At 71.8% G+C, this 13,219-nt stretch carries 9 protein-coding genes; all 9 read left to right on the forward strand.

Annotation, left to right across the window (positions count from 1 at the left end):
• The first annotated feature begins 39 nt into the window (after positions 1-39).
• Positions 40-1,893, forward strand: a complete 1,854-nt coding sequence (locus tag LQ222_RS21665; RefSeq protein ID WP_230168933.1) for an ABC transporter permease — start codon at positions 40-42, stop codon at positions 1,891-1,893.
• Positions 1,890-2,669, forward strand: a complete 780-nt coding sequence (locus tag LQ222_RS21670) for an ABC transporter ATP-binding protein (RefSeq protein ID WP_230168934.1) — start codon at positions 1,890-1,892, stop codon at positions 2,667-2,669. Before LQ222_RS21665 ends, LQ222_RS21670 begins: the two co-directional genes overlap by 4 nt.
• Positions 2,662-3,375 carry an ABC transporter ATP-binding protein gene (locus LQ222_RS21675; protein WP_230168935.1) on the forward strand — a complete coding sequence of 238 codons (714 nt, stop codon included), beginning with the start codon at positions 2,662-2,664 and terminating at the stop codon, positions 3,373-3,375. The genes LQ222_RS21670 and LQ222_RS21675 overlap by 8 nt, the downstream gene beginning before the upstream one ends.
• Positions 3,375-5,384: a hydantoinase/oxoprolinase family protein gene (locus tag LQ222_RS21680; RefSeq protein ID WP_230168936.1), complete on the forward strand. Its 2,010-nt coding sequence runs from the start codon at positions 3,375-3,377 to the stop codon at positions 5,382-5,384. Before LQ222_RS21675 ends, LQ222_RS21680 begins: the two co-directional genes overlap by 1 nt.
• Positions 5,384-7,120, forward strand: coding sequence for a hydantoinase B/oxoprolinase family protein (locus LQ222_RS21685; protein ID WP_230168937.1), 1,737 nt, complete (start codon positions 5,384-5,386; stop codon positions 7,118-7,120). The genes LQ222_RS21680 and LQ222_RS21685 overlap by 1 nt, the downstream gene beginning before the upstream one ends.
• Positions 7,117-7,959: a xanthine dehydrogenase family protein subunit M gene (locus LQ222_RS21690; protein ID WP_230168938.1), complete on the forward strand. Its 843-nt coding sequence runs from the start codon at positions 7,117-7,119 to the stop codon at positions 7,957-7,959. The genes LQ222_RS21685 and LQ222_RS21690 overlap by 4 nt, the downstream gene beginning before the upstream one ends.
• Positions 7,956-10,637: a molybdopterin cofactor-binding domain-containing protein gene (locus tag LQ222_RS21695; protein ID WP_230168939.1), complete on the forward strand. Its 2,682-nt coding sequence runs from the start codon at positions 7,956-7,958 to the stop codon at positions 10,635-10,637. Before LQ222_RS21690 ends, LQ222_RS21695 begins: the two co-directional genes overlap by 4 nt.
• Positions 10,634-12,118: a 6-hydroxynicotinate reductase gene (locus LQ222_RS21700; protein WP_230168940.1), complete on the forward strand. Its 1,485-nt coding sequence runs from the start codon at positions 10,634-10,636 to the stop codon at positions 12,116-12,118. Before LQ222_RS21695 ends, LQ222_RS21700 begins: the two co-directional genes overlap by 4 nt.
• A 136-nt stretch (positions 12,119-12,254) precedes the next feature.
• Positions 12,255-13,100 (forward strand): UPF0280 family protein, encoded by an 846-nt coding sequence (locus LQ222_RS21705; RefSeq protein WP_230168941.1) that lies wholly within the window; start codon positions 12,255-12,257, stop codon positions 13,098-13,100.
• Positions 13,101-13,219: the final 119 nt, after the last annotated feature.

The raw sequence follows: 13,219 nt of genomic DNA on the forward strand, positions 1-13,219 counted from the left end.
TGACAGCGAGAGCAGCATGACCGAAGGCGGCCAGGCCTGATGGAGTGGGAATTCCTGCTGGTGCAGGCCCTGTCGGGGCTGGCCAGCGCGTCGTCGCTGTTCGTCATCGCATCCGGCCTGACGATCGTGTTCGGCGTGACGCGCATCGTGAACTTCGCGCATGGGTCGTTCTACATGCTGGGCGCCTATGTCGCGGTGACCATCGTGCCCTGGCTGCTGGAGTTCGACCGGTCGCCCTGGCTGTTCTTCGCGGGCGTGCTGTTGTCCGCGCTGGCGGTGGGCGCGATGGGCGTGGTGATGGAGGTGCTGCTGCTGCGCCGCATCTACCGCGTGCCGGAACTGTTCCAGCTGCTGGCGACCTTCGGCGTGGTGCTTATCGTGCAGGATCTGGTGCTGCTGGCCTGGGGCCCGGTGGACATTCCAGGTCCGCGCGCGCCGGGCCTGCGCCATGGCGTCGATATCGCCGGCCAGCGCTTCCCGGCCTATGAGCTGTTCCTGATCTTCGTCGGCCCCGCGGTGCTCGGCCTGTTGTGGCTGCTGATGCACCGCACGCGCTTCGGCGTGCTGATCCGCGCGGCCACGCAGGACCGCGAGATGGTCGGTGCGCTCGGCGTCAACCAGGCGATGCTGTTCACCGGCACGCTGTTCCTCGGCGCGGCGCTGGCGGGCCTGGGCGGCGCGCTGCAGATCCCGCGCGTCAGCGCCAACCCGCAGATGGACCTGTCGATCATCACGGAGGCCTTCGTGGTCACCGTCATCGGCGGCATGGGGTCGGTGCCCGGGGCCTTCATCGCGGCGGTGATGATCGGGCTGCTGCAGGCCTTCGGCGTGCTGGTGTTTCCCAAGATCACGCTGGTGCTGGTGTTCCTGCTGATGGCGGCGGTGCTGGTGGTGAAGCCCTGGGGGCTGCTCGGCCGGCCCGAAGCGGCGGCGGGGCGCGCGGTGCTGCCGGAAGGCATCCTCGACCCCGGGCGGTTGGACGGCCTGACGCGCGCGCTGGTGGTGGTGGCGGTGGCGGCGGTGCTCGCGCTGCCCCTGCTCGATGCCTATGCGGTGAAGGTGGGGACCGAGGTGCTGATCCTGGCGCTGGCCGCCTTCTCGCTGAACTTCCTGGTGGGGAATGGCGGCATCGTCTCCTTCGGGCATGCGGCGTATTTCGGGCTCGGTGCCTATGGCGCGGGGCTGCTGGTGGTGAAGGCGGGGCTGCCAATGGAACCGGCGCTGGTGGCGGCGCCCATCGCAGGCGGTCTGGCGGCGGCGCTGTTCGGCTTCTTTGTGGTGCGGCTGTCGGGCATCTATCTCGCGATGCTGACGCTGGCCTTCGCGCAGATCGCCTATGCCGTGGTCTTCCAGTGGGTGGACGTCACCGGCGGCGACAACGGCCTGGTCGGCGTGTGGCCGTCGCGCTGGGCGGCGTCGCGGGAGGTGTATCACTACATGGTCGCCGCGGTGACCATCGCGGCCATTGTGCTGCTGCGGCGCGTAATCCATGCGCCCTTCGGCGCGACGCTGCGCGCGGCGCGCGATTCGGCGCAGCGCGCGGATGCGATCGGCGTCGATGTGCGGATGCATCGCTGGCTCGGCTTCATCCTGGCGGGCGCGGCGGCGGGGTTGGCGGGCGGGCTCTATGCATTTTCGAAGGGGTCGATCGACCCGACGCTGCTCGGCATTCCGATGAGCGTCGATTTCCTGTCGATGCTGCTGCTGGGCGGCATCCAGTCGGTGCTGGGGCCGGTGGCAGGGGCGGCGGCCTTCCACGCGCTGAAGGATTTCTTCCTGCCGCTGACCGACCATTGGCGGCTGTTCATGGGGCTGTCGATCATCGCCATGGTGCTGCTGTTCCCGCGCGGGCTGGCGGGCGCCTGGGCCTCGCTGCGGAGGCGCCCGGCATGACGCTGCTGGCAGCCGAGGGCCTGGTGAAGCGCTTCGGCGGCGTGGTCGCCGCGAAGGATGTGTCCTTCGCGCTCGACCCCGGCGAGATGCTGGCCATCATCGGCCCGAACGGCGCGGGGAAAACCACCACCTTCAACATGGTCGGCGGGCAGCTTCGCCCCGATGCGGGTCGCGTGACTCTGGCCGGGCAGGACATCACGGGCATTCCGCCGCGCGCGGTGTGCCGGCTCGGCGTGGGGCGCACCTTCCAGGTGGCGCAGACCTTCCTGTCCTTCACCGTGCTGGGCAATGTGCAGATGGCGCTGATCGCGCATCATGGCCAGACGCGACGTCTGCTGGCCGATGCCGCGGCGCTGCATCGCGACGATGCACTGGCGCTGCTGGATCGCGTCGGCATGGCGGCGCAGGCGGCGCGGCCGATCGGTGAGCTTGCGTATGGCGATGTGAAGCGCGTGGAGCTCGCCATCGCGCTGGCCGCCGCGCCGCGCCTCCTGCTGATGGACGAACCCACCGCCGGCATGGCGCCATCCGAACGCAGCGCGCTGATGGCGCTGGTTGCCGGCATCGCGCGGACCGAGCGCATCGGCGTGCTGTTCACCGAACACGACATGGACGCCGTGTTTGCCCATGCCGACCGGATCCTGGTGCTGGTGCGCGGCGAGATCATCGCGCGCGGCACACCCGCCGAGGTACGCGCGGACCCCGAGGTGCAGCGCGTCTATCTCGGCCATTCCGGGACGCGCGCGGCGGAACGCGCGAAGCGCGCCCATGGCTGAGCGCGTACTGGAAGTGACCGGCCTGCGCGCCGGCTACGGCCCGGCAGAGGTGCTGTTCGGCGTGGAGCTGCACCTGGCGCGCGGCGAGGTTGCGGCGCTGATGGGCCGCAACGGCGCGGGGAAATCCACCACGCTGAAGGCGATCATGGGGCTGCTGCCGCCGCGCGCGGGATCGGTGCGCTTCGCGGGGCAGGAGATCGCCGGCGCGGCGCCGTATCGCATTGCGCGGATGGGCCTGGGCTATGTGCCAGAGGACCGGCGCATCTTCACCGACCTGACGGTGGCGGAGAACCTCGACGTCGGCCGCCGCGCCGCGCCGGCCGGGCGATCGCCCTGGACGCCTGAGCGGCTGTTCGGGATCTTCCCCAACCTGGCCGAGATGCGCCACCGCCGCGCCAGCGCCATGTCCGGCGGTGAGCAGCAGATGCTCACCATCGCGCGCACGCTGATGGGCAACCCGGAGGCCGTGCTGCTGGACGAACCCTCGGAAGGACTGGCGCCGGTGATCGTGGAACAGATGGCCGATGCCGTGCTGCGGATGAAGGCGGAGGGAATCGCCGTGCTGGTGTCCGAACAGAGCCTCGACTTCGCAGCCGCCGTCGCCGACCGCGCGCTGATCCTGGAGAAGGGCGAGGTGCGCTGGGAGGGCTCCATTGCAACGCTCGAGGCGGATGAGGATGTCCGCCGCGCCTGGTTGACCGTGTGATGCGGCGCATCGCCGGCATCGACGTGGGCGGCACCTTCACAGACCTGGTGATGCAGGAGGCCGATGGCTCCATCCGCATCGCCAAGGTGCCGACCACCGCGGCCAACCAGGCGGGCGGCGTGTTGGCGGCGATCGCGGCCGCGGGCACCACGCCGGCGGCGCTCGACCTGATCGTGCACGGCACGACGGCAACCACGAATGCGGTGCTGGAACGCAAGCTGGCGAAGGTCGGGCTGATCACCACGGCGGGCTTCCGCGATGTGCTGGAACTCGGTCGCCGCACGCGCCCGCGCGCCTATGGCATGACCGGGTCCTTCGAACCTCTGGTGCCGCGCGAACTCCGCCGCGAAGTGGCGGAACGGATGGATGCGCGCGGCGCCGTGGTCACGCCGCTCGATGAAGCGGCGGTCGAGCGCGAGGTGAGCGCCCTGCTGGCGGAAGGCTGCGAGGCGCTGGTCATCCATTTCCTGCACGCCTACGCCAACCCCGCGCATGAACGGCGCGCCGGGGAGATCGCGCGGGCGATCTGGCCGAACGGCTACGTCACGCTCGGCCATGCGCTGCTGTCGGAGTTCCGCGAGTACGAACGCGGTACGACCGCATCCGTGAACGCCGCGGTGCAGCCGGTGCTGGACCGCTACATCCGCCATTTGCAGGATCGCCTGGCCGAGGCCGGCCATGCACGCGACCTGCTGGTGATGAACGGCAATGGCGGCACCGTGCCGGCGCGTGCCGTCGCGGCGGAAGCGGCCAAGACCGTGATGTCCGGCCCGGCCTCGGGCGTGATGGCGGCGGCGGCGACGCTTGCGCAATCCGGCGTGCGCAACGCCATCACCTGCGACATGGGCGGGACGTCGACCGATGTCGCGCTGATCGCGGGCGGCGTGCCGGAAGTCTCGGCGGAACTCTCCATCGCCTACGGGCTGCCCATCCACCTGCCGATGGTGGATGTGCGCACGGTCGGCGCCGGTGGCGGGTCGATCGCCTGGATCGATCGCGGCGGCATGCTTCGCGTGGGGCCGGAGAGCGCGGGGTCCGCGCCAGGCCCGATCTGCTACGGGCGCGGCGGCACGCGGCCGACGGTGACGGATGCGAACCTGCTGCTCGGTCGGCTCGACTCCGATGCGCTGCTGACAACTGGGCGGCGGATATCCGTGGAGGAGGTACGCGCGGCCTTCGCGTCGCTGGGCGAACCGCTCGCCATGACGGCGGAGGCCGCGGCGGCCGCGGTGATCCGCCTGGCGAACGTGCTCATGGCCGGCGCGATCCGCATGGTGTCGCTGTCGCGCGGACACGACCCGCGCGACTTCGCGCTGTTCGCCTTCGGTGGCGCGGGCCCGCTGCACGCGGTGGCGCTGGCGCGCGAGATCGGCATCCCCGAGGTCTTCGTCCCCTTCCGCCCGGGGCTGACCAATGCGCTCGGCTGCCTGGTCGCCGACCTGCGGCAGGATGTGGTGAACACGCTGAACCGCGGGCTGGACGACATCGACGCGGCGGAGATCGCGGCCGTGCTCGCCGCGCAGATCGACCGTGCGACGGCCGCCGTGCGGTCCGGTGGCGCCGAGGTCGAACGCATCGAGACACACCACCTGGCCGAGATGCAGTTCCGCGGCCAGACCCACCTGATCCGCGTGCCGCTCGCTTCCGCGAAACCATCGCGCGCCGAGGTGCAGGCCGCTTTCGAGGCCGCCTATTTCGCGCGCTTCGAGGTCCGGCTGCCGGAGATCCGCGCGGTGCTGGTCAATCTGTGCACCAGCGTGGTCGGGCGTCGCCCGGCCTTCGACCTGCGCGCCTTGGCCGGCGGCAGCGGCGCGCCACGCATCGGCGAACGTCGCCTGCATGCGGACGGCGCCTGGCACGATGCCGCGGTATGGCGGCGCGAGGCGCTGGCCGAGGGCGCGCGCATCGAAGGCCCCGCGGTGCTGCAGCAGGCGGATGCGACCACCATCCTCGAACCCGGCAGCGCGGCGGTGGTCGATGCGCTGGGCAATCTCAGGATCACCGTGTGATGGATGCGCTCACCCTCGCCGTCATCCAGGCGGGCCTCACGCAGGTCTGCAACGAGATGGACCTGGCGTTTTCGCGTGCCGCCTTCTCGCCCGTGATCGCGGAGGCGGACGACCGCTCCGACGGCATCTACGCCGCCGAGGACGGCGCGCTGATCGCGCAGGGCGAGGGCGGCCTGCCGGTCTTCGTCGGCGCCATGCAGCACAGCGCGGGACACATCATCCGCCTGATCCGCGAGGGCGCTGTCGCGCGCCCCGAACCGGGCGACATCTACATCGTCAATGACCCGTATCTCGGCGGCACGCACCTGATGGATGTGCGCTTCGCCCGGCCCTTCTTCGTGGATGGCGAGGTCTTCTGCTGGCTGCAGAATACCGGCCACTGGCCCGACACCGGCGGCATGGTGCCCGGCGGCTTCAGCGCCCACGCCACCGAGGTCGAGCAGGAAGGCCTGCGCCTGCCGCCGGTGAAGCTGTTCAAGCGCGGCGAGATCGACTGCGAGATCCTGTCCATCATCCAGTCCAACATCCGCGTGGCCGACCAGCGCATCGGCGACATCAAGGCGCAGGCCGCCGCGCTTCTGGTGGGCGAACGGCGGCTCAACGACCTCATCGCGCGCTACGGCGCCGCTACGCTGAACCGCGCCATCGCGCTGATCCGCGACCGCGCCGCCGAACGCATGCGCGCCGAAATCCGTCGCATGCCGGAGGCCACCTGGCGCGCCGAGGCCTTCGTCGATTCCGATGGCGTGGTGGACGAACCGCTGCGCATCGCGCTGAGCGTGACGCGCACAGGCGACACCTTGACCTTCGACTTCACCGGGTCGTCGAAGCCATGCGCCGGGCCGATGAATTCGGTCTGGTCCACCACCTTCTCGGCGGTGTGCCTGGGCGTGAAACACATCTTCCCGGATGTGCCGATCAATGCCGGCACCTTCGCGCCGCTGCACATCATCCGGCCGGAGGGCACCTTCCTCGATGCGCGCTACCCACGCCCGGTGTCGGGCTGCGCGGCGGAAGTCAGCCAGCGCATCGCGGAAGCGGTGTTCCTGTGCCTGGTGCAGGCCCTGCCCGACGAGGTCACCGCCGCACCGGCGGGTACGTCCGGGAACTTCGCGCTGGGGGGCACGGACCCCGCGCGCGGCGGCTCCTACGTGATGTACCAGATCACCGGCGGCGGCTACGGCGGCAATGCCGACCATGACGGACTCACCAATGGCTGCTCCACCATCGGCATCAGCAAGACCGCGCCGGTCGAGGTGATGGAACAGTACTACCCGATCCTGTTCACGCGCTTCGCGCTGCGCGAAGGGTCCGGCGGCGCCGGCGCGCATCGCGGCGGCTTCGGCGTGCATTACGAGGTGCAGCTCCTGCGCGGCGAGGCGCGCGCCTCCTTCGTGATGGACCATGGCCGCTTCGGCCCGCCCGGCGTGCTGGGTGGCCACGACGGCGCGCCGAACGAGGTCCGCATCCACCGCAGCGGCACCACCACCATCCCGCTGCACCTGTCGAAGGACCAGGGCATCACGCTGATGCCCGGCGACCGGGTGGAAGTCCGCACACCCGGCGGCGGCGGCTACGGCGACCCCTTCGCGCGCGACCCGCTGCTGGTCGCGCGCGACGTTCGCCGCGGGTACTACGATGCCGCGCAGGCCAGGTCGCTCTGGGGTGTCGCGCTGCGCGACGGCGCCGTGGATGCGCAAGCCACCGCCGCGCTGCGCCGCGGTCGCGCCGCATGACCGCCTATCACCGCCCGCGCACGCTGGAACAGGCGCTGGCGCTGCGCGCGGCGACCGGCGCGCTGCCCTTGGCCGGCGGCACCGACATCCATCCGCTGCGCACGGCGCGCGCGGCCTGGGGCGAAACGTGGCGCGAGGCGATCCTGGATCTCTCGGCGATCCCGGGCCTCGATGGCATCGCAGAGACGGCGGAAGGCTGGCGCATCGGCGCCCGCACGACATGGACGGCCATCGCGGAAGCGCCGCTGCCGCCGCTGTTCGACGGGCTGCGCGCCGCAGCGCGCGAGGTCGGCGGGCGGCAGGTGCAGAACCGCGGCACCATCGCCGGCAACCTGGTCACGGCATCGCCGGCGGGTGACGGCATCCCGAACCTGCTGGCGCTGGATGCACGGGTCGAGCTGGCCTCCTCCCTGGGCACGCGCTCGCTGCCCGTGGCGGCCTTCGTCACCGGCTATCGCTCCACGGCACTGGCGCCGGGGGAGATCGTCACCGCGCTGCACATCCCGCGCTGCGACGGCGCGCACGGCCGCTTCGTGAAGCTCGGCGCGCGGCGTTACCTGGTGATCTCCATCGCGATGGCCGCAGCGGTGATCCGCAGCGAGGGCGGGCGCATCGTCGCGGCGCGCATCGCGATGGGCGCCTGTTCCCCGGTGGCGCAACGACTCCCGGCGCTGGAGGCCGCGCTGCACGGCGTCGCGCTGGAGGACGCCGCGCGTGTCCCCGATCCCGCGCACCTTGTGCCGCTGGCGCCGATCGCCGACATCCGCGCCTCGGCCGACTACCGCCGGGACGCCGCGCTGGCGCTGCTGCGCGATCTGCTGGCGGGCTTCGCGGCATGATCGCGCTGATCGTCAACGGCACGCGACACGATGTCGCCGCCGACCCCTTCGCGCCGCTGTCCGACACGCTGCGGGAAGGCCTCGGCCTGACCGGCACGAAGGAGGGCTGCAATGCAGGGGATTGCGGCGCCTGCACGGTGCTGATGGATGGCGCGCAGGTCTGCGCCTGCCTGGTCTCGACGGCACAGGCGGACGGCGCCGCCATCACCACCGTCGAGGCGACGGACCCGCTGCTGGAGGCGCTGCGCGCCGCCTTCCTCGCGCACGGGGCGGCGCAATGCGGCATCTGCACGCCGGGGATGCTGATGGCGGCGCTCGATCTGCTGCGCCGCGATGCCGCACCGGATCGCGTGGCGGTGGAGGATGCGCTGGGCGGCGTGCTGTGCCGCTGCACCGGCTATCTGCAGATCATCGATGCCGTACTGGAGGCGGCGCGCGGGGTGGCCACGCCGGCGCCCGGCACCGGCGCGGTCGGGGCCGCCATCCCGCGCCTCGATGGCGCCGCCAAGGTCGCCGGCACGGAGCGCTATGGCGCCGATGGCGCGCCCGCCGATTCGCTGTGGCTGCGAATCGTGCGATCGCCGCATGCCAGCGCGCGTTTCACCCTCGGCGACCTCGACGCCGCCCGCGCGGCGCATGGGCTGGTCGCGATCCTCTGCGCGCGCGACGTGCCGGGCGTGAACGCCTTCGGCATCATGCCGAACCTCAAGGACCAGCCGGTCTTCGCGGATGGCCTGGTGCGCCATCGCGGCGAGGCGGTGCTCGGCCTGCTCGGCACACGCGACGCCATCGCCGCGGTGCGCGATGCCGACCTGCCGATCACCTGGGATCCGCTGTCGCCGCTCATCGGCATCGACGCCGCCCTGGCGCCGGATGCGCCGCAGCTGCACGCGCATGCGCCAGGCAATGTGCTGGTGCGCGGCCATCTGAAGCGCGGCGATGCGGAGGGCGCTCTTGCCAGCAGCGCCGCGTGCGCCGAGGGCCGCTTCGCCACCGCCTTCGTCGAGCACGCCTATATCGAACCCGAGGCCGGCCATGCGGCGGCCGGCGGCCTCACCATCGCCGCCTGCACCCAGGCGCCGGTGATGGACCAGGAGGAGACCGCGCGTGTCCTCGGCGTGGCGCAGGACAGTGTCCGCATCATCCCGACCGGCTGCGGCGGCGGCTTCGGCGGAAAGCTGGATGTCTCGGTGCAGCCGCTGCTCGCGGTCGCGGCGCGTGTCACGAACCGCCCGGTGCGCATGACCTATTCGCGCACCGAGAGCATGGCCGCATCGACCAAGCGCCACCCCGCGCGGCTGCAGGCGCGCATGGGCGCCGATGCCGATGGCCGCTTCACGGCCTTCACGCTGGAGGGCGATTTCGACACCGGTTCCTACGCCTCCTGGGGGGCGACGGTGGCGAACCGCGTGCCGGTGCATGCCTGCGGCCCCTATCGCGTGCCGAACGTGCTGGCGCGCACCCGCGCAGTGCATACCAACGCGCCGCCATCGGGCGCCTTCCGCGGCTTCGGCGTGCCGCAGGCGGCGATCGCGACCGAGGCGCTGGTCGATGACCTGGCGGAGGCGCTGCGCCTCGACCGCTGGGCGATCAGGCGCCGCAACGCGATCGGGCGCGGCGACACCACGCCGTCCGGCCAGGTGCTGCACGCCTCGGCGGGGTTGCCCGAATGCCTCGATGCGCTGAAGCCGGAGTGGGATGCGGCGCTGGCGCGCGTCGCCGCGCATAATGCGACGCAGCCACGCGAACGCCTCGGCGCCGGCATCGCCTGCATGTGGTATGGCTGCGGCAATACCGCGATGTCGAACCCATCCACCATGCGCATCACGCTGGCGCGCGATGGGACGCTCACGCTGTTCAACGGCGCGGTGGATATCGGCCAGGGCAGCACGACGGTCATCGGGCAGATCGCGGCGGAGGCGCTCGGCCTGCCGCTGGCCGCGCTGCGCCAGGTGGTGGGGGACACGGCGCTGACGCCGGATGCCGGCAAGACCTCGGCCTCGCGCCAGACCTTCGTCTCCGGTCGTGCGGCGGCGGAGGCCGCGAAGGCGCTGCGCGCGCGGCTGCTGGCGCTGGCCAATGCCGGCGACGGCGCCGCGCTGTCGCTCGACGGCACGCGGCTGACGGTGCGCGACGCGCATACCACGCGCGTCATCGACCTCGCGGCGCTCGATGCCGACATCACCGCGGAGGCGCGCTACGATCCGCCGACCGTGCCGCTCGATGCCGATGGCCAGGGCGTGCCCTATGCGACCTACGGCTTCGCCGCGCAGGTCGCGATCGTGCGCGTGGACACGGTGCTGGCGAAGGTGAAGGTGGAGGAAATCATCGTGGCGCAGGATGTCGGCCGCGCGGTGAACCCGCTGCTGATCGCGGGGCAGATCCATGGCGGTGTCGCGCAGGGCCTCGGCCTGGCGCTGATGGAGGAATTCATCCCCGGCCGCACCGAGAACCTGCACGACTACCTGATCCCGACCGCCGGCGACATGCCGCGCATCCGCATCCACCTGATCGAGGACCCCGAGCCCGAAGGCCCCTTCGGCGCCAAGGGCGTCGGCGAACCCGCGCTGGTGCCCACCGCGCCGGCGATCCTGTCCGCCATCCGCCACGCCACCGGCGTGCGCATCACGCAGGTGCCCGTGCTGCCGCACCGCCTGCATGCGGCGCTGCGCGCATGACCAGCCGCGCGGCGCGCAGCGCGCAGTTCGGCGCCGCCGAGGCCGATGGCATCATCCGCTGCGATGCCTGCCCGGTGCTGTGCCGCATCCGCCCCGGCCGCGCCGGCGCCTGCGCCCGCTACGCCAATGCCGATGGCGTGCTGGTGCGCACCGACCCGGTGCTGGCGCTGGCGCAGGCGGTGGACAGCAACGCGCCCGTCGTGCCCTTCGCTGAACGCGACTGGGACGGCGCGCTGATGGATCCCTCGCGCGTCTTCCTCACCGGAGTCGGGTCGGGCACCACCTATCCCGACTACAAGCCCGCGCCCTTCATCGTCGGCAGCGTTCAGGACGGCGTCGATACCGTCACCGTCGTGACCGAGGGCATGTTCAGCTACTGCGGCGTGAAGGTGAAGATCGACACCGACCGGCACCTGGGCCCGGAAACCGCCGCGGTGCGCGTGAATGGTGAGCAGGTCGGACACGTGACGACCGCCGAATACGGGTCGCAGATGCTGTCGATCGGCGGCGTACGGCATCTCACGGGCGGCTCGAAGAAGGAAGGCGTCGTCACCTGCGACACGCTGCTGAAGCTGTGCGACGCACAGGCCGTGGAATTCACCATCGATGGCGGCCACGCCGTGGTGGTGCAGGCCGGCGCCGCACCCATCGTGGATGGCACGCCCGAGACGCGCATGCGCGTGGGTTGCGGCAGCGCGGCCGTCGGCATCTTCGCGCAGCAATGGGCCGGCCATGTGGACGAGGTGATCGTGGTCGACGACCACATCACCGGCGTGCTGAGCGAACACCAGGCGGGCCGTGTGCTGGAGATGCGCCCAGCCGGCATCCGCGTCCGCGGGCGGCGGTCCACGCCCGGGCGGTATTTCCAGGTGGCGCAGCCGGGGCTTGGCTGGGGCGGCACCGACATCACCGATCCGCTCGCCATCATCGAACGCATCGACCCCAAGCTTGCATGGCCGGGCCTGCGCCTGCTGTTCACCAGCACCACCGGCGACCATGCGCTGTATTGCGTGCTCGACGAATCGCTGCGGCCGATCGCTGCCGCGATGCCGCCCGCGGTGCGCGCGGTGGTGGATCGAATCGGCGAGAATTGCGAGCCATCCCTGTGTTCCGTCGTGTTCATGGCGGGCGCCGGTGGATCGCTGCGCGCGGGCGTCACGCAGAACCCGGTGCTGCTGACGCAATCCGTCGCGCGGGGGGAGACGCGCGTCACCATGGGCGGCGCGCCGGTCTACCTGTGGCCCGGCGGCGGCATCACCGTGATGGCCGACGTGCTGCGGATGCCGCGGCTGGCCTTCGGCCATGTGCCCACGCCCGCCATCGTCGCACCCATCGAATTCACCTTGCCGCGCGCGCTGTACGAGACACTGGGCGGCCACATGGACCAGGTGGTGCCGGTGGCCGACGTGCTGCGCAGCCTGGGCGAGGATCTGCGCATCGCCACCTGGCACGACGGCAATCCCTGGCCCTTCGCGCGGTAGGGCATGGTTCGTTGGCAGTGGCGCAAGGCACCCGCCATGTCGCGAGCAGCTTCTTCCGTCCGGCCAGGTCCGGTTGAACGGATGAAGATGCCCGCGCTGCGTCACGCCGCGGCCTCGGCGCACCGCGCCTGACCTCATGGACCCGCCCGCCATTCGGCGCCTGAGCGGCGACCGCCTGCACCTCTCGCACGGCCCGATCGACGTGGTGCTGCGCGCCTGGGGCGCGGCGGCCGCGGTGCGCGCGGCCGAAGCCTCGGTGGTCGCTGCCTTCCCCGACATCCTGCCCGGCCTGGCGGCCGAGTTGCCGGCGTTGCGGCGCCCCATGGCGGAGTCGCCGCGTGTCACGCATCCGGTCGCGCGCCGCATGGTTGCGGCCTGCGCGCGCTTCGCACCGATCTTCGTCACGCCCATGGCGGCGGTTGCCGGCGCGGTGGCCGATGCGCTGCTGGCGGAGATGCTGCGCGCGGCGCCGCTGGCGCGCGCCTATGTGAATGACGGCGGCGACATCGCGCTGCATGTGGCACCCGGCGAATTGCTTGCCATCGGCCTGGCGGCGGACCCGGCGCGACTGGCGCTGGATGGCGCGCTGCACGTGACGGCGGGCAGCGGAATCGGCGGTGTGGCAACTTCGGGTCGGTTCGGGCGGTCCTTGTCGCTCGGCATCGCAGATGCGGTGACGGTGCTGGCGCGGGATGCGGCGACGGCAGATGCCGCGGCGACGCTCATCGCCAATGCGGTGGACATCGACAGCGCCGGGGTGCGTCGCGCGCCGGCGCGCAGCCTGGACCCGGATAGCGACCTGGGCGACCGGCTGGTGACGGTGGCGGTGGATGGGCTGATGCCGGCCGAGTTGGCGGCCGCGCTCGATGCGGGGTTGGCGCTTGCGGAGGCATTCCGCGCCGATGGCAGGATCCTTGGTGCGGCGCTGCGGCTTGGCGACGGGCTGCGCGTGACCGGCCTGCCGGCGCCGCCGCCCCCCTGAACGCAGAAAGGGGCGCCCTGCGGCGCCCCTTCCCGTGATGTCCGGTGATGTGTCCCGCGATTAGCGGAGCACGATCTCCACGCGGCGGTTCTGCGGCTCGCGGGTGTTGTCCGGGGTCG

The sequence above is a fragment of the Roseomonas sp. CECT 9278 genome, from assembly GCF_918698155.1.
Classification (GTDB): domain Bacteria; phylum Pseudomonadota; class Alphaproteobacteria; order Acetobacterales; family Acetobacteraceae; genus Neoroseomonas.